Origin of the sequence: Xenorhabdus lircayensis (assembly GCF_016306625.1) — a bacterium.
Classification (GTDB): domain Bacteria; phylum Pseudomonadota; class Gammaproteobacteria; order Enterobacterales; family Enterobacteriaceae; genus Xenorhabdus; species Xenorhabdus lircayensis.
Map to the genome: position 1 here is coordinate 1 of NZ_JACOII010000010.1, position 18184 is coordinate 18184.

The following is an 18184-nucleotide window of genomic DNA, read 5'->3' on the forward strand; positions in this document are numbered from 1 at the left end:
GGCATTTATCATTGTCTGGCTATCAATGTGGGTTGATTGACTTATGAACATAAAACGTCAACAACACCTAGTGTTTGATCATGACGATTTCAGCAGCAGCATTCAATGCAGCTCCCCAACGCGATCCCCCTACCGCCAGTCCAAAAATATTTGGCACCATATCCAATGCAGCCGCACTGGTACGTAGAGTTTGAGCCGTCAGCAATGCCGGAGATGATTGGGATTGCAGTTCTATCACCTGTTGTTCTGTTGATGAGATGTTTTCATCATACAGCGCCTTAAAATGCTCATATCGTTCCGGAGCTGCTTTTTTACTGACCGGCAAGGCTTCAAGGGAAGTGTAGGTCAAGATATCTGTGCTTTTTGCCGGATCATAATTGTTCAGTTAGATACGTTTTCTGCGTTGCCCCTTTTCCATAACCTTGAAGCTGTCCCGGATGCTGATATCCCGGATCACTATCATAGACCCAGGGTGAGATCACGAACGTTATTTAATCAACATTAATCCATTTGACCCGCGAATTAAGTTGTGATCTTATACTCCTTTTTTCGGAAGTGCCTCAATGATTATCGATGTTTTTTCTCAATATTTCAGCTAGTTACAAGACTCTCGCCAGTCTGCCAAAATCAGTTATCCCTTGTTTGACGTGCTTTTCCTGACGATGTGTGCAGTTATCGCGGGGGCTGAAGGATGGGAAGATATTGAAGATTTTGGAGAAACCCATCTCGACTGGCTGCAAAAGAAAAAACTGTTCCCGATGGGATTACCTGTTCACGATACGATAGCGCGTGTCATTTCTCGCCTTGATCCCGCCCAGTTTCAGCATTGCTTCATTCGCTGGGTTCAGACTGTGTGTGACCGTACCGAAGGCGAATTAATTGCCATTGATGGCAAGGTCTTGCGGGGAACGGGAACAAACGAATATCGGCGATTCATATGGTTAGCGCCTTTGCCACGGCTAATGGTGTGGTGATGGGGCAGCTAAAAACCGACAAGAAATCCAATGAAATTACCGCCATTCCCAAATTGATTGCGTTGCTGGATATCAAAGGGTGTTTGATTTCGATTGATGCGATGGGATGCCAAACCAAAAGTGCCGAAAAGATTATTCATCAGGGCGGTGATTACCTGCTGGCAGTGAAAGATAATCAGGAAACGCTGCATCGCGCGGTTAAACAAGCCTTGGCTGAAAAAATCACGGTGGCCAGTCCCGCTGAGAATGTCACGATAGAACAAAGTCATGGACGTATTGAAGTCCGTGAATATCACGTTTTACCCGCAGGGGAACTGGTGTCGCAGTTTCCCGCCTGGAAAGGGCTCAAAAGCATCGGGGTGGCTATTGATTACCGCCTTGAAAAATCGAGTAAAAAAGAATCGATGGCATATCGGTACTATAGCAGAATCATAATACTATGGCATAATGTCTGTGACTTCCAATAACAAGGCAGAATTGAGATGGGTTACCGTCTGGATTTCCGAAAAAGAGTACTGGCATACAAAGACAAACATTCATTGACATTCGAGCAAACAAGCGCTCATTTTGAGGTTTCTATCCGCACCTTGTTTCGGTGGCATCACAAAATAGCCCCCTGTATAACGCGTGATAAACCACCCACTAAAATTCGTGACGAGGCACTTATCGCCGATGTCCGAAATTACCCCGATGACTATCAATGGGAAAGGGCAAAACGTCTGGGCGTCTCACAATCAGCTATCCATTACGCCTTGAAACGGCTGAAGCTCACCTTGAAAAAAAACGCTAAAACACCCTGACGCTAACGAACAGACTCGTCAAGCATTTAGCGAACGTATCCGCCATCATGAGCTGGCGGGCAAACAAATTGTTTATCTGGATGAAAGCGGTTTTGCCCAATCTATGCCACGCACGCATGGTTATTCGTTAGAAGGGACGCGTTGTTTCGGTCTACACGACTGGCAGGTCAAAGGCCGTATTAATGTCATCGGTGCCATCATTAAAAATACCTTTGTGACCTTAAGCTTATTTGCCGGGAATATTAATTCGGACGTTTTTCATGCCTGGATGACACAAGATTTGTTGCCAACGCTCCCAAGCGGAACCGTGATTATCATGGATAATGCCTCATTCCATAAACGACATGACACGCTACAAGCGATAGCCGACCACGGATGCCAATTGGAATGGTTACCGCCTTACAGCCCGGATTTAAATCCTATCGAATCCAAATGGGCGGAAACAAAGGCCACAAGAAGGCGAGAAAGATGCTCTATTGATGAACTGTTCAAAGAACACGTGAATTATGTCTGATTATACTGATTCTGCTATACATCAGTTCAGCGGAACTGGAATCGACGCGCTTTGCGGCGGCGGTGCGCAGCCATTGGCAAATTGAAAATGGTCTCCATTGGGTGCTTGACGTGTCAATGAACGAAGATGCGAGTGTTATTCGTCGTGGTGAATCCGCCGAAATTCTGGCCTGTATGAGACATCTGTCTCTCAATATGTTGCGGGCAGAAACCAGCAAAAAAGCGAGCATCCGACGTAAACGAAAAATAGCCGGCATGAGTAGTGACTATTTGGATAAGGTATTAATTGCCGGTTTGACGGCTTTGGGTAAGAAATAAACATTCATGCTCTTACCCTGATCATAGACCAACTTACTTTCTGCGTTTTGTTCGGCTTTATCCATTTTAGTCCTCATTATTATTACATGCCTTTAAAAAAATCAGAGATAATCTCTGTGACTATCGCTGTTAAAAATGATGAAGCTTTTCAGGTAATTGTGGTTTATTTAGGTTAAATATGTAATATGAACCTAAATTAATCACAGAGATTACAATCAATTTATAAATGGAATAGTAAGACTAGCTAAAGATAATATGTCTTATAATGAGATGAATTAGATGATATTTTTTATACTTTAAAGGCAAAAATAGGAACGTTATTTTTTATCTTAAACATTTTAAAATATACAGTAAAAAATAATGTCAATTAGATTATGTATAACATATATTATATCAATTAATAATTTTTAATGTTAAGAATGCAACAATTAAGTGTTTATTAATAAGGTCAAAATAAATTTCAAGTTGCAACCAATCAGGCAGCAACTTGAAAAATGAAAGAAGTTCACTTTTGATAAATGAAACGCTGTGGCAAAAGATGTGAAATGGTAAATAACACCAAACAGAACATTAACAGCAACCAAGACCTGCCCTGAATAAACTTTTCCGACCGAACCAGTGAAAGGGTATAAATACCTCCACCAAATGCACCTAATATAATGATATCAATCCATAAAAAGACAATATTTATCGTGAACGGCAGTATTAACAAAGCCACTATAAAGATAACACCACACATTATATGTACACGCTTCAATCCTGTTTTAAAGGAAACTTACAGCTCAATTTCAATATCTGTCAGTGGATAACAGCTACAAGGTAAAATTTCCCCTTCATTAACAAACGCCAATGGCTTACAAGAATACCCCACCTTCCCTTTCACCAAACGAACACGACAAGAGCCGCAATATCCCTGTCGGCATTGGTATTCAAGCTGTACTTTGCCGTGTTCTAGTGCTTCCAGCAAATTACCGTGGAAACCAGAAGAATAATGGACGTATAAACCCTGCCGTGATGGCAGGGTGACTTTGTAATCAGCCATATCAGAGTTCGAAACCGCTGAGATCCTCAGTATTGACTTCCGAATCAATCTGACCAACCAAGTAAGAGCTGACTTCGACTTCCTGTGGAGCCACCTGAACGTTATCAGAAACCAGCCACGCATTGATCCATGGGATTGGATTAGAGCGCGTTTCAAACGGTAACTTCAAGCCAACCGCTTGCATACGAATATTGGTAATATATTCTACGTACTGGCACAGAATGTCTTTATTCAGGCCAATCATGGAGCCGTCTTTAAACAGATAGTCAGCCCACTCTTTTTCCTGTTCTGCTGCCTGTACGAACAGATCATAGCACTGCTGTTCACACTCTTTGGCAATTTCCGCTATTTCAGGATCATCCTGACCAGAACGCAGCAGGTTCAACATGTGCTGGGTTCCCGTTAAATGTAGTGCTTCATCACGGGCAATCAGTTTGATGATTTTAGCGTTACCTTCCATCAATTCACGTTCAGCAAAAGCAAATGAGCACGCGAAGCTGACGTAGAAGCGAATGGCTTCCAGAGCGTTAACGCTCATCAGGCACAAATAAAGCTGTTTTTTCAATGCACGCAGACTAACGGTGACTGCTTTGCCTGAAACATCGTGTATCCCTTCACCCAACAGATGGTAGTAGTTGGTCATTTCGATCAGATCATCGTAATACGCGGAAATATCTTTCGCGCGTCTCAAAATCTGCTCATTTTCCACAATATCATCAAACACGATAGAAGGATCGTTAACGATATTACGGATGATATGCGTGTAAGAACGCGAGTGAATCGTCTCTGAGAACGACCACGTTTCAATCCATGTTTCCAGTTCCGGTATGGAAATCAGCGGCAGGAGAGCGACATTCGGGCTACGGCCCTGAATGGAATCCAACAGCGTCTGGTATTTCAGGTTACTGATAAAAATGTGTTTCTCATGATCCGGCAGCGCATTATAGTCGATGCGATCACGGGAAACGTCCACTTCTTCTGGACGCCAGAAGAAGGAGAGTTGTTTTTCAATCAGTTTCTCAAAAATAGGATATTTCTGCTGATCGAAACGCGCCACGTTAACAGACTGGCCGAAAAACATCGGCTCCTGTAACTGGTCATTTTTTACTTGCGAAAAAGTAGTATAGGACATAGCTTCCTCAAATCAAATCTTACACGCGCCGCCTTCACAATCGGAATCAGCAGATTCAACAACTTCTTCCAGATCACCCTGAATATCTTCTGCTCCATCGCGGGTATTGTGGTAATACAATGTTTTCACACCATATTTGTAAGCGAGCAGTAAATCTTTCAGCAATTGGTTCATCGGAACCTTACCATTAGGGAAACGTGCCGGATCATAGTTAGTATTGGCAGAAATTGACTGATCGATGAATTTCTGCATGATCCCTACCAGCTGGAGGTAGCCATCGTTGCCTGGCATTTGCCACAGCAGCTCATAAACCCCCTTCAGAAGATCGTAATCCGGTACAACTTGACGCAAAATACCGTCTTTTGATGCCTTAACACTGATATAACCACGTGGTGGCTCAATACCATTGGTCGCGTTAGAGATCTGTGAAGAAGTCTCTGATGGCATCAATGCAGACAATGTTGAATTGCGCAGGCCATACTGTTGAATGTCACGGCGCAGAGCTTCCCAATCCATGTGCAGAGGTTCGCTGGTCAGTGTATCCAATGTCTTTTTGTAAGTATCAATCGGCAGGAGACCTTGTGAATACGTGGTTTCACCAAACCACGGACAAGCACCCTTCTCTTTTGCCAGCACATTTGAGGCTTTCAGCAGGTAATACTGAATAGTTTCAAACGTTTTGTGAGTCAGGTTATTAGCGCTGCCATCGGAATAACGTACGCCGTTTTTCGCCAAATAATAAGCGAAGTTAATCACCCCGATACCCAGCGTACGACGCCCCATTGAGCCTTGTTTCGCAGCGAGAATTGGGTAATCTTGATAATCCAGCAGGGAATCCAAGGCACGAACCGCCAATTCCGCCAGTTCTTCCAGTTCATTCAGATTTTCGATAGTACCCAAATTGAACGCAGACAGCGTACACAATGCAATTTCGCCATTTTCATCGTTAATATCGTTCATTGGCTTAGTTGGCAGTGCGATTTCTAAACACAGGTTCGATTGGCGAACAGGTGCAATGGCCGGATCAAACGGGCTGTGAGTATTACAGTGGTCAACGTGCTGGATGTAAATACGGCCAGTTGAAGCACGTTCTTGCATCATCAGTGAGAATAACTCAACCGCTTTAATACGCTCTTTACGGATATTGCTGTCATTTTCATACTGGGTATACAAGCGCTCAAATTCATCCTGATCTGCAAAGAATGCATCATACAGCCCCGGAACATCGGACGGGCTGAACAGAGAAATGTCTCCCCCTTTGATCAAACGCCCATACATCAATTTGTTAACTTGCACACCGTAGTCCATGTGGCGAACGCGGTTGCCTTCAACACCACGGTTATTTTTCAGTACCAGCAGGCTTTCTACTTCCAGATGCCACAGCGGATAGAACAACGTTGCCGCACCACCGCGAACGCCACCCTGAGAACAGGATTTCACCGCCGTCTGGAAATGTTTGTAGAATGGGATACAGCCTGTATGGAAGGCTTCACCACCACGGATTGGGCTACCCAATGCACGGATACGACCTGCGTTTACGCCAATGCCGGCACGCTGGGAGACATATTTTACAATCGCGCTGGAGGTTGCATTGATAGAATCCAGGCTATCACCACACTCAATCAGAACACAGGAGCTGAATTGTCGAGTTGGGGTGCGAACCCCCGCCATGATTGGCGTTGGCAACGAAATTTTAAAGGTGGAAACCGCATCATAGAAACGACGGATATAATCCAAGCGCGTTTCTTTTGGATAAGTGGAAAACAGGCACGCAGCAACCAGCATGTAGAGGAACTGAGCGCTTTCGTAAATTTCACCGGTAACACGGTTTTGTACCAGATATTTTCCTTCCAGCTGTTTGACCGCTGCATAGGAGAAATTCATATCACGCAAATGGTTAATAAAACTGTCCATTTGCTCTAATTCTTCTTTGGAATAGTCTTCCAGCAAATGTTTGTCGTATTTGCCCAAATTTACCATGCGTACAACATGATCATACAACGTAGGTGGCTCAAACTGACCATAAGCCTTTTTACGCAGGTTAAAGATCGCTAAACGTGCCGCCAGATACTGATAATCAGGCGCATCGGCAGAGATCAAGTCAGCCGCAGCTTTGATCATGGTTTCGTGGATATCGGATGTTTTGATGCCATCGTAAAATTGAATCTGGGAACGCAGTTCTACTTGTGACACTGAGACATTTTTCAGACCTTCGGCAGCCCAGGTAACAACCCGGTGAATTTTATCAAGATCAATTTGTTCTTTATGCCCATCACGTTTGGTAACTAGCAGACTCTGGTTCATGGGGAAAAACACCTTCTCTCTTTGTATCTCGCCTATATTGCCTTTCTTGACCTATCGACAGCACGATACACCCAGAATGGCTAAGGGCCAGTTGGGAACTTCGTTACTATCCACGACTATTTCACTACTACTCGTTACTATAGGATGACAAGAAACACAATATATAGTGGGTAATTAAAACGGTAATAACAAGATAATGTTAAATTCGGTTTTTATCAAGTGTACAAAATCGGGTAGTTTTGTGGATAACTTGAGGATTAATTTTGCCAAAAAGCCGATAACCTGCGTAGTTACTTGGTGTTACTTTCATAAGGCTATCGGCGAAACAGGGAAAATAAAATCTTAAAAATAATATCTAGTTGCCGCTTTATTAATCCCTTAGTGACTTATGTTAGACCGATTGGGTATGAAGCATATAGTTCACGTCTACATTGTGTCCAAGTCGGAATTTATCTGTCAATGGGTTGTAATGTAAACCGATAATATGTTGATCTTTCAGACAGGTCTTATCAATCCAATGAATCAGTTCCGAAGGACGAATAAATTTTTTCGCGTCATGTGTCCCTTTGGGAACCATGTTCAAAATATATTCAGCACCAACAACCGCCATCAACCAGGCCTTTCGATTACGATTAATCGTTGAAAAAAATACATGACCGCCGGGTTTTACTAATCTGGCACAAGCGCGAACCACTGACTCGGGATCTGGCACATGCTCAAGCATTTCCATGCATGTTACGACATCATAAGCATACTGATGCTGTTCTGCGTGGCTTTCTACCGTTTCTTGGACATAAGAGACGGGAATGCCGGATTCAAGTGCATGCAGGCGGGCAACTTGCAAGGGTTCAAAACCCATATCCAACCCCATGACCTCCGCACCTTCACGCGCCATACTTTCTGACAGAATGCCTCCGCCACACCCAACATCCAGCACTTTTTTACCAAAAAGGCCACCAGCATGTTGCAGAATGTAGCTCAAACGCAGTGGGTTGATACGGTGCAATGGCTTGAATTCACCTTCAAGATCCCACCAACGGGAAGCAACGGCTTCAAATTTTTCGATTTCCTGTTGATCCACATTGGTATGGGACTGAATGGTTGAATCAGGGGTTTTGACGTTCATCAGCAATATCGCTCCTAGGAACTGGTTCACAGAAAACTGGTACACAGAAAATGTAACAGTATTATGGGGATGTGTGATAGAAAACTATTATACATGCCTTAATCTTGAAATACCCGCATCAGGTTTTTATAAAACTGTCAATTTGTGGTATAATTCTAAGCCTTTGAATTCGGAGTATGAGGGACAGTGGCTCCATGAGCGACATTGCCAGAGAAATCACACCGGTCAATATCGAAGAAGAGCTGAAAAGCTCGTATCTGGATTATGCGATGTCCGTTATTGTTGGACGCGCACTGCCAGATGTTCGGGATGGACTGAAGCCAGTACACCGCCGCGTACTTTTCGCAATGAATGTATTGGGAAATGATTGGAATAAACCCTATAAAAAATCTGCCCGCGTTGTTGGGGATGTTATCGGTAAATACCATCCACATGGTGACAGCGCTGTTTATGACACGATTGTTCGTCTGGCACAACCATTCTCCATGCGTTACATGCTGGTTGACGGTCAGGGGAACTTTGGGTCAGTAGATGGCGATTCTGCGGCAGCGATGCGTTATACCGAAGTACGCATGGCAAAAATTGCCCATGAATTGCTGGCAGACTTGGAAAAAGAAACTGTCGACTTTGTGCCTAACTATGATGGCACAGAGCACATCCCTGCGGTAATGCCAACTCGTATCCCTAATCTGCTGGTGAATGGTTCATCAGGGATTGCGGTGGGTATGGCAACCAATATTCCGCCCCATAACTTATCTGAGGTGATTGACGGCTGTCTGGCTTATATTGATGATGAAAACATCAGTATCGAAGGCCTGATGGAATATATCCCTGGCCCTGACTTCCCTACGGCTGCCATTATCAATGGACGTCGTGGTATTCAGGAAGCCTACCGTACGGGTCGCGGCAAAATTTATATTCGTGCCCGCGCAGAAGTTGAAACTGACGAAAAAAATGGCCGCGAAACCATTATCGTTAATGAGATCCCTTATCAGGTCAACAAGGCCCGACTGATCGAAAAAATCGCTGAACTGGTAAAAGAGAAGCGTATTGAAGGAATCAGTGCATTGCGTGACGAATCCGATAAAGATGGGATGCGCATTGTTATCGAAGTGAAACGTGATGCCGTCAGCGAAGTTGTCCTGAATAATCTGTATTCATTGACTCAGTTACAAGTTTCATTTGGTTTTAACATGGTTGCCCTGCATCAGGGACAGCCTAAGTTACTTAACCTGAAAGATATTCTTTCTGCGTTTGTTTGCCATCGCCGCGAAGTTGTCACCCGCCGGACGATTTTTGAACTGCGCAAAGCCCGCGAACGTGCCCATATCCTTGAAGCATTGGCCATTGCACTGGCGAATATCGATCCTGTCATCGAATTGATCCGTCGCGCTTCCACCCCTGCTGAAGCCAAAGCCAGCTTGATTTCCCAACCGTGGGAATTGGGCACGGTTGCTTCCATGCTGGAACAAGCTGGCGACGATGCCGCCCGCCCTGAATGGCTGGAACCGGAGTATGGCATTCGTGACGGTAAATATTATCTGACCGAACAACAGGCACAGGCTATTTTAGATCTACGCCTGCAAAAATTGACAGGGCTAGAGCACGAAAAACTGCTCGATGAATATCGTGAACTGCTGAAAGTTATCGCTGAACTGCTGTTCATTCTGGAAAACCCAGAACGCCTGATGGAAGTCATTCGTGAAGAGCTACTGGCTATCAAGGAACAATATAATGATGCCCGCCGGACTGAGTTGACTGAAAATTCAGCGGATATCAATATTGAAGACCTGATTACCCAGGAAGATGTTGTGGTAACACTATCCCATCAGGGATACGTCAAATACCAGCCATTATCCGACTACGAAGCTCAACGTCGTGGTGGTAAAGGCAAATCAGCCGCACGTACCAAGGAAGAAGACTTCATTGAGCGTCTACTGGTGGCCAATACCCACGATACCATTCTCTGCTTCTCAAATAAGGGCAAGATGTACTGGATGAAGGTATATCAGTTGCCGGAAGCGAGCCGTGGTGCCCGTGGTCGTCCGATTGTCAACTTACTGCCACTGGATCAAAACGAACGCATTACAGCTATTTTACCGGTGCGTGAATATGAAGATGGTCTGAATATCTTCATGGCAACCGCCAGCGGTATCGTTAAAAAGACCAAACTCAGTGAGTTCAGTCGTCCACGCAGTGCCGGTATCATCGCAGTGAACCTGAATGAAGGGGATGAGTTGATCGGTGTTGACCTGACGGATGGTAGCAATGAAGTCATGCTATTCTCCGCGCAAGGCAAAGTCGTTCGTTTCCTTGAAGAAGGGGAAGAAACGCTGGAAGATGGTACTGTTCGCGTGAAAGGTGTTCGTGCGATGGGACGTACCGCAACTGGAGTTCGTGGTATCAAACTCAGCGCAGGCGATAAAGTCGTTTCTTTGATCATTCCTCGTGGCGAAGGAGAGATCCTGACCGTCACCGAAAATGGTTACGGCAAGCGTACTGCCGAGAACGAATACCCGACAAAATCCCGTGCTACCCAAGGGGTCATTTCCATCAAGGTCAGCGAACGTAACGGAAATGTGATCGGTGCAATTCAAGTAGAACCAACCGATCAGATCATGATGATTACTGATGCGGGAACATTGGTACGAACCCGAGTTTCTGAGGTTAGCGTTGTTGGTCGTAATACGCAAGGTGTCACTCTGATCCGTACAGCAGAAGACGAAAAAGTCGTTGGCTTGCAGCGTGTAGCAGAACCTGATGATGAAGATGAAGATGACAATACAGCGGCTTCTTCTGAAGAAGGCCATGGCGAGTCAGCAGATCAAGTGTAATTCTCTTATTCTGCTCTGATTCTGCTGTATATCCATCATCAATAAAGCAGGCACTTCGATGCCTGCTTTTTTTGCGCAATTTTTTGACGAAGAATTAGCAAGAACCAAATGCTACTTTGTATTCCCTGCTACACTAGTATATGCTGTGAACAGTTATTATTAATCATGTTTTTCGTCAGGCGATCTCTTGAGATATCTATCTTCTTTCCGGACGTCATTAAAGATATCCCGTTATCTTTTTCGGGTGCTTGGATTTATGTTATGGGCACTCGGCGCCTTATTAACCAGTTTTTATTTGGCAAATCTTTTTAATGAAGTCAAATCAGATATTCGTCAAGAATATAATTCCAACTACGATATAGCATTTTCTCATATGCGGCATATCGCCAATATCCTACGGGATATTCAATTTATGGCGGAGAAACATTTATCACAAGATAATGATAAAAATCTGACAATAACCCTGCCTCATAATAACAGCATTTTCTCGTACATTTCCTTGAATCCGAATTCCAACTGTGACCTTTTACGTAAAAGCACACATAATAATTTAAACTCATTGAATCAATTGATGTCATTTTGGAGCAGTAATATTGCTGCTATGCGTGGGGTAAATCAGGTCTTTATCGTTGGAGCACAAAGCATGTGCATGGCGAGATTTTCCTCTCGTAGCGATATAATAGAACCTAGCTCACTAAAAAAAGTGATCTATGAGAATAGCCGCAGGCTAGTCAATATGGAAGAACAGGGAAGAGAACAGACTATCTTTTGGATTCAGCCCAACGCAAAGGCGGATGGCGGTAATCTTTATGTTTTTACGCCAATTTATATTAATGATCAAATGATAGGAATCATAGGTATCGAGAAAACTATCAGGCTAGAAACTTTTCTGCAAAAACAAGATAGACCTATCACTATCATGCTGCTAAACGAGTCAAATCAACCTGAATTACAGTATCCAGCAAAAAGCAATGGTAAACAGGCAACCGTAATTTTCAATAAGCAATCGGCTTACTTTGGTTACGATGAAAATTTTACCAGCTTGTTATTAATGCGGCGTTTATCCCCCTCGACACTACACATTATCTATTCATTACCACTAAAAAATATTTACGATGAACTCAAAGTCAATATTATTAATAGTGTCATATTGAATATTATTTCTGCGATTGCTATTATCTTTTTTGTCTGGCTGTTTGAACGGAAAATGTTTGCTCCAGCTGAAGATAATGCTATCCGCCTTGAAGAACATGAGCAGTTTAACCATAAAATTGTCGCTTCTGCCCCTGTGGGGATCAGTATCTTAAGAGTCAGTGATGGTGCGAATATCCTGAGTAATGAGTTAGCTCATAATTACACCCGAATGCTGACATACGAGGACCAAAAGCGCATTGTCGATATCATTTGCGATAAAACCAGTAGCTATATTGATGTCGTAACCGGTAACAATAATCATCTGCAAATTAGCTTTGTACACTCGCGCTATCGTAACGAAGAAGTCGCAATCTGTGTGCTAATAGATGTCAGCACCCGTGTAAAAATGGAAAAATCATTGCAGGAAATGGCTTCAGCCGCAGAACAGGCTAACCAAGCAAAATCGATGTTCCTTGCAACAGTCAGCCATGAATTAAGAACGCCACTGTATGGCATTATCGGTAATCTAGAGCTCATTCAATCCCATTCATTGCCGTCAGAGTCTGCACGGTTACTTGCAACAATGAATAACTCATCATCACTATTACTGAAAATCATCAGCGATATTCTCGACTTCTCTAAAATAGAATCCAAGCAGTTAAAAATTGAACCTAAGGATTTCAGTTGCAAGGAGATAATCTCGCATGTAATTTCAAACTATCTCCCTCTCATTGCAAAAAAAGGGTTGGGTTTATACTGTTATATTGAACCAGAAGTTCCCGACATCATCCGCAATGATCCGGTAAGATTACAACAAATCATCTCCAATTTGCTGAACAACGCAATCAAATTCACAGCATCTGGCTGCGTTGTCATTGAAATTACATCAAGACATGGTTACCTGTATATCGGCATCAAAGATACGGGGCTTGGGATAGAAGATAAATTACAATTTCAATTATTTGAGCCGTTCTTCCAAATTAGTGCCAACAAAGAAAGCTCCTCACAAGGTACAGGATTAGGGCTGGCTATTTGTGAAAAACTCATCAACTTGATGGATGGTGATATTGAATTCGTTTCACAAAAATATGTTGGTAGTATTTTTTCCATACGCCTCCCTTTGTATGGGGCGAAATTTCATGCAAAACAACTATCCAAACAACGTGCTAATCAAAAAATTTTACTGGCTATTTGCAATCATTTTCTGGAGAAGTACTTACAGAATTTTCTTTCTCAAAATCATTTTCAAGTCGCACTATATGACGAAGGCAAAATAGATGGCACAGAACTGCTAATTAGCGATCAACCTAATGAACCAAATATTTCTGTACATTATCGTATAGAAATATCAGAAAAACATATTGGCCCACCGGAGCAAATTCGAGAAAACTATTGGCTATATAACACTTATGAACTGAGTGATCTGGATAGTATGCTGGATAGCCTACTAGCGGAACATCATTTCATATCGGCTGTTCCTGTTTCTACTATTCCTGTATCAACGACCCCAACTTCAACTAAAGCCATGCAAGCTGACCGCCACCTAAATACAGTTAAAGTATTAGTTGTTGATGATCATCCTATTAATCGGCATTTGTTGGTCGATCAATTGAATTCAATAGGATTCAAGGCATCAATGTCAAATGATGGAGTTGATGCGATTGAGCATCTGAAAAACAATCCAACTGATATTATTCTAACAGATGTTAATATGCCAAATATGGATGGATACGAGCTTGCACAATACTTGAGGAACAAAGGCTATACAAAACCAATTATCGGCATTACTGCCAATGCGCTAGCAGAAGAAAAGCAACGCTGTGCTAATGTGGGGATGAATGATTGTTTATCAAAACCTGTATCACTGGCAACATTAAAAGAAGTATTAATACAATATAGTAATATTAAAAATCACATCCATTGACCGATTGGATAGTAAAAATCGGTAACCACTGCTACCGATTTTTTATTAAAGAAGATAACCCATTGGTTATTTACCAAAATCTTTGTCAATGGTGACAGAGGATAAATAGTTAAGCAACGCAATATCGTTATCAACTCCCAGTTTCAACATGGCTGATTTCTTCTGGCTACTGATAGTCTTAATACTACGATTGAGTTTTTTGGCAATATCAGTAACAAGAAGACCTTCGGCAAATAAACGCAGAACTTCGCTCTCTTTCGGAGATAAGCGTTTATCCCCATAGCCATTGGCATTCACTTTTTCCAATAACTTGGAAACGCTTTCAGGCGTAAATTGTTTACCCTTCTGCAAAGCAGAAAGTGCTCTGGGCAAATCAGTTGGCGCCCCTTGCTTTAACACTATTCCCTCAATATCCAGTTCAAGTACAGCACTTAAAATTGCCGGATTGTTGTTCATTGTAAGAACAATGACTGCCAAAGTTGGATAATGGCGTTTAATATATTTTATCAGGGTGATGCCATCACCATATTTATCCCCGGGCATTGACAAATCAGTTATGAGAACATCTGCTTCTATATGTGGCAAACTATTAATGAGCGTAGTTGAATTTTCAAATTCACCGACCACATTAATCCACTCAATTTGTTCAAGTGACTTGCGGATGCCAAACAAAACGATGGGATGGTCATCGGCAATAATGACATTAAGGCTATTCATATTATTGGTTACCTTGCTGCAACAGCTTTGTGACAAAGGAATCAATGAGGCTGATGCTATTTTTGATTTCTACTTCATTATTGTCTGCTATGTGCTTTTCCAACGCCTCACATGATGACCTAAGAAATTTTAAATCTAACATAGCAAACGCACCCTTAAGGCGGTGTACCGTTTGCGAAAGTGATATCAAATCATGTTGTTCCATATCAGTATACAGTTTAGTAATATCCATAGGTACTGTCTCTATAAATAATTTCCTGTAGTCACTGTTTTCCAACTGCATGTGATAACTTTTGAGAATATTGCAAATATCACTATCAATACACTTGAATAAATCAACTTTCTCAGTGAGATCGCATGCTGGTTTAACGATTTCGGTAAGTTCTCTGGATTCATCTAAACCAAAATTTTCTTCAATCAGAAACGATATTGCATTGATAACAGCGTCAACAAGATTGTAATTGCACTGAACCAAACCCGGTTTCAGTTGCTTGAACCCTGCTAAACTACCTACTAATAATATAGTTGGTTTTTCCTCTTTGTACTGTTTATCCGTAAGGATAATATCGTATTCTTCCGTAACGCTCTCTCTGCTTTTATCGAAGTATGCTGCACCATAATTATTGAGGTAAGTATGGATGATTTTGCTGATCTCAGGGTTATTGATATCAACTAGAGCCTTAATCCCTTCCAACAGTTGAGGCGTTTCACCATTTTCATCATCATGCTGCAAAGGCAGATTGATAACATAATGTGTACCTAATCCCAACTTACTTTTAATCTCAAGGCTCCCTCCCATTCTTTTGCATAACTGACTACATAAATAAAAAGTCATACCAGAATTGGTAGAAAACTTATCTTCTACTGATTTGCTCAGAAAAGGATAATTCAAACTGGCCAAATCTCTTTCACTTAAACCAGAGCCACTATCCATCAGTTCAATCTGAGTATGGTTGTCATATTTACCAGAACTATTAACTGTCAACGATATTTTGCCATAGCTGGTCGTCGTTATTGCATAATTAAATAGCAGCGTGATGATTTTACTTAGCGCAACACCATCTCCAATGAATAAAGATTCATGAGGAATATTAAAATGATAATAAGCCCTCAATCCTTTGGCGTTTAAAGTCGGCAAAAAGACTTTCAGAATATATTCCAATCGTGAAGACAGAGAAAATACTTCATTCTCTGGCTGCCAGTCGCCTAACTCCACCTCATTGAGTAGTGAAATGTTTTCAACCCATTCAGTGATGTATTCCGATTTAACCAATAACTTATCCAGTAACTTCTGCTCATTTTCATCTTGTGATAACTGCTTCAATTGAGCTGCAATATCATTCAAATTCTTAATTGGGAATTTTATTTCATTGTTAATATTTGAAAGCATTGAACGTCTGGCCTGAATACTTTTATCATATTCTCGATGAACAAGTTGTAATCGTTTATTTGCCATGACTTCCTGATCTTTGTCTTGCAGTAAAAATAGATAAGTCTCTGGTAATAAGTTGTTGTTATACATTTTTACTTCATAAATCGCCTCATCAATGGATGTTTGAATTACACCATGATGTTGTTGCGCCATCATCCTAACTTTATTCAAATCTAGATGAGGTATCAACTGCTCTGCGATTTTATTACTCGTAATTATCTGGTTGGATTCAAAATCGTAGATCACCAATCCGATAGGAATATTGGTGATAATATCATTATTCAGGGAATCCTTAATTTTCAGCTCATGATCCATAGAGGCATTCGGTGCAATATATCGTCGGCGGATATAAAATAATCCACTCAATGAAAACAGAAAGAAAAGCAATACTGAAAGTAGAAGCCAGACATTCCTGAACAACAAATCCACAATCAGTGTTTTTAATGGGATCTGATAAATCAATTTATACGGCATGCTATTCAGAGGTTGAGAGAACTCTAGCCAAAAACCGGTCAGTGAAACCTCAACTTTATTGGCATTGTCAATATCATGTAAATTGGTTGCATTCAGGCGAAAATTTGCTGGTGACATATCAACCGGTAAAAGATTATTAATGGGCAAATCAAAAGCAATAATGGTGGTTAATTGCCCAGTTGCATTAAATGCAGCTTTATAAGTATAGAAATAAATATTCTCACCACGCAATACATTGATGGGAGAAATGCTTTCTTTTTCCTCTAATGTAATAGATTGATCCAACATCTCAGTACGTCTGATCTCAGGAGCCAGAGTCAAATAACTCTCCTTGAATCTGATATCTGGTTTTAAGATCGAATGATTTGTTATCAGTAGTAAATTATTGTCCTGTCCATTGAGATAATACATAGATAAGTATTCATTGCGGGCTCCCCAGAGAATTTCCAGATAGTCAGACAATCGCTGGGCAAGTTGAATACTCGAATCGTTGTACTGACCAAAAATAATTGCATCAACGGCCTGATCACGATTTTCCAACCAATATACATCGGGACGCAGTTTTAACAATGACGTTGTCTCCTGAGAGGAGATTGACAGAGTATTAGATTGCTCAAAGATATGATTTGCGTGGTAGCGATAATCTCCTATCTGCAATCTCATCTTAGCCGTTACGCTACTGATAGCATACTTTTTCTCCATCAGCCAAATATCAAAATAGTTATACCCGAATAAAAATAGAGACGTAAAAAGCAGAGTCACAAATAACGCGTAAAAACGAGGAATAGCGGATGGCTTGATAGGTGGTTGTTTATACATTCTTTGGATAATTGCCTTTAGTATGAATATATTTTGGTCAATGCGATATCAACCCGTAGATAAATAAGCCAGTATACTGGGCTTAATACTAGCAGGTTAGCGAATGAAAAGGCCATTACAGATCGAAGATTGAGCAAACAGTAAAAAAAACGCAATTTTTTTTCTTTAGGGGCTAGACACATTAAAACGACATAGGCATAATCTCGCGCCATGGAAGGATGGCCGAGCGGTCGAAGGCAGCGGTCTTGAAAACCGCCGATGGGAAACCATCCTAGAGTTCGAATCTCTATCCTTCCGCCAAATTTCGCCGGCTTAGCTCAGTTGGTAGAGCAACTGACTTGTAATCAGTAGGTCACCAGTTCGACTCCGGTAGCCGGCACCATACAAAAACCCGTTATTTCCCGTAACCATTCGGTGAGATAGCGGGTTTTTACTTTCCAGACATATACGCATCCTGTATCTGAACACATCTATCTCCTTCATCTTTAAGTGGCTGCTTTGTTAGCTGCACTCACTCATCTCAACCACCTAGTTATTTAGACATACTAATAAATTATGTTATTCAACAAAGGGGCTTCTGAGCATTTTTTAACTTAATATAAATCTAACGTCATCTTAAATTGATCCGGAGTAATAATACT

The 18184-nt window shown here is 41.8% G+C and carries 11 protein-coding genes, 2 tRNA genes and 2 pseudogenes; 8 read left to right on the forward strand and 7 right to left on the reverse strand.

The window, feature by feature from the left end; genetic code table 11:
- Positions 1–67: 67 nt before the first annotated feature.
- A complete protein-coding gene (locus H8A87_RS01165; protein WP_232370007.1) occupies positions 68–349 on the reverse strand; it encodes a hypothetical protein in 282 nt (93 codons plus the stop codon).
- Between the two features lie 214 nt (positions 350–563).
- Between H8A87_RS01165 and H8A87_RS01170 the strand changes: the two are divergent.
- The 4 genes and pseudogenes from H8A87_RS01170 to H8A87_RS01185 all read left to right on the forward strand — a co-directional run.
- Positions 564–1396, forward strand: a pseudogene (locus H8A87_RS01170) (ISAs1 family transposase); the annotation flags it as partial.
- A gap of 60 nt (positions 1397–1456) precedes the next feature.
- Positions 1457–1774: an IS630 transposase-related protein gene (locus H8A87_RS01175; RefSeq protein WP_198688202.1), complete on the forward strand. Its 318-nt coding sequence runs from the start codon at positions 1457–1459 to the stop codon at positions 1772–1774.
- A 37-nt stretch (positions 1775–1811) separates the two neighbouring features.
- A complete protein-coding gene (locus tag H8A87_RS01180) occupies positions 1812–2288 on the forward strand; it encodes an IS630 family transposase (RefSeq protein WP_332460316.1) in 477 nt (158 codons plus the stop codon).
- 17 nt (positions 2289–2305) lie between these two features.
- Positions 2306–2605: pseudogene (locus H8A87_RS01185) on the forward strand (ISAs1 family transposase); the annotation flags it as partial.
- Positions 2606–3380: 775 nt separating this feature from the next.
- On the opposite strand, the gene yfaE reads toward H8A87_RS01185, so the two are convergent.
- The 4 genes from yfaE to ubiG all read right to left on the reverse strand — a co-directional run bounded on the left by yfaE (position 3381) and on the right by ubiG (position 8209).
- Positions 3381–3647 carry a class I ribonucleotide reductase maintenance protein YfaE gene (gene yfaE, locus H8A87_RS01190; RefSeq protein WP_232370008.1) on the reverse strand — a complete coding sequence of 89 codons (267 nt, stop codon included), beginning with the start codon at positions 3645–3647 and terminating at the stop codon, positions 3381–3383.
- Between the two features lies 1 nt (position 3648).
- Positions 3649–4779 carry a class Ia ribonucleoside-diphosphate reductase subunit beta gene (gene nrdB, locus H8A87_RS01195; RefSeq protein ID WP_198688203.1) on the reverse strand — a complete coding sequence of 377 codons (1131 nt, stop codon included), beginning with the start codon at positions 4777–4779 and terminating at the stop codon, positions 3649–3651.
- Positions 4780–4791: 12 nt separating this feature from the next.
- Positions 4792–7083: a class 1a ribonucleoside-diphosphate reductase subunit alpha gene (nrdA, locus tag H8A87_RS01200; protein ID WP_198688204.1), complete on the reverse strand. Its 2292-nt coding sequence runs from the start codon at positions 7081–7083 to the stop codon at positions 4792–4794.
- 391 nt (positions 7084–7474) lie between these two features.
- Positions 7475–8209 (reverse strand): bifunctional 2-polyprenyl-6-hydroxyphenol methylase/3-demethylubiquinol 3-O-methyltransferase UbiG, encoded by a 735-nt coding sequence (gene ubiG / locus H8A87_RS01205; protein WP_198688205.1) that lies wholly within the window; start codon positions 8207–8209, stop codon positions 7475–7477.
- 194 nt (positions 8210–8403) lie between these two features.
- Here ubiG and gyrA point away from each other — a divergent pair, with 194 nt between their 5' ends.
- Complete coding sequence (gene gyrA, locus H8A87_RS01210; protein WP_198688206.1) at positions 8404–11043, forward strand: DNA topoisomerase (ATP-hydrolyzing) subunit A; 2640 nt, start codon at positions 8404–8406, stop codon at positions 11041–11043.
- Between the two features lie 187 nt (positions 11044–11230).
- A complete protein-coding gene (rcsC, locus tag H8A87_RS01215) occupies positions 11231–14101 on the forward strand; it encodes a two-component system sensor histidine kinase RcsC (protein WP_198688207.1) in 2871 nt (956 codons plus the stop codon).
- 66 nt (positions 14102–14167) lie between these two features.
- Here the strand turns inward: rcsC and rcsB are convergent, their stop codons facing one another.
- Both rcsB and rcsD read right to left on the reverse strand, forming a co-directional pair.
- Complete coding sequence (gene rcsB, locus H8A87_RS01220; RefSeq protein ID WP_198688208.1) at positions 14168–14818, reverse strand: response regulator transcription factor RcsB; 651 nt, start codon at positions 14816–14818, stop codon at positions 14168–14170.
- 1 nt (position 14819) lies between these two features.
- Positions 14820–17543, reverse strand: coding sequence for a phosphotransferase RcsD (gene rcsD, locus H8A87_RS01225; RefSeq protein ID WP_198688209.1), 2724 nt, complete (start codon positions 17541–17543; stop codon positions 14820–14822).
- 212 nt (positions 17544–17755) lie between these two features.
- Between rcsD and H8A87_RS01230 the strand changes: the two genes are divergently transcribed.
- Positions 17756–17843, forward strand: a tRNA-Ser gene (locus H8A87_RS01230).
- Between the two features lie 6 nt (positions 17844–17849).
- Positions 17850–17925 (forward strand) — tRNA-Thr (locus H8A87_RS01235).
- The last annotated feature ends 259 nt before the right edge of the window (positions 17926–18184 follow it).

Coding starts and splice junctions, on each gene's coding strand:
- yfaE (WP_232370008.1), bottom strand. CDS start 3,647: ATGGCTGATTACAAAGTCACCCTGCCATCACGGCAGGGTTTATACGTC.
- gyrA (WP_198688206.1), top strand. CDS start 8,404: ATGAGCGACATTGCCAGAGAAATCACACCGGTCAATATCGAAGAAGAG.
- nrdB (WP_198688203.1), bottom strand. CDS start 4,779: ATGTCCTATACTACTTTTTCGCAAGTAAAAAATGACCAGTTACAGGAG.
- nrdA (WP_198688204.1), bottom strand. CDS start 7,083: ATGAACCAGAGTCTGCTAGTTACCAAACGTGATGGGCATAAAGAACAA.
- H8A87_RS01175 (WP_198688202.1), top strand. CDS start 1,457: ATGGGTTACCGTCTGGATTTCCGAAAAAGAGTACTGGCATACAAAGAC.
- rcsD (WP_198688209.1), bottom strand. CDS start 17,543: ATGTATAAACAACCACCTATCAAGCCATCCGCTATTCCTCGTTTTTAC.
- rcsB (WP_198688208.1), bottom strand. CDS start 14,818: ATGAATAGCCTTAATGTCATTATTGCCGATGACCATCCCATCGTTTTG.
- ubiG (WP_198688205.1), bottom strand. CDS start 8,209: ATGAACGTCAAAACCCCTGATTCAACCATTCAGTCCCATACCAATGTG.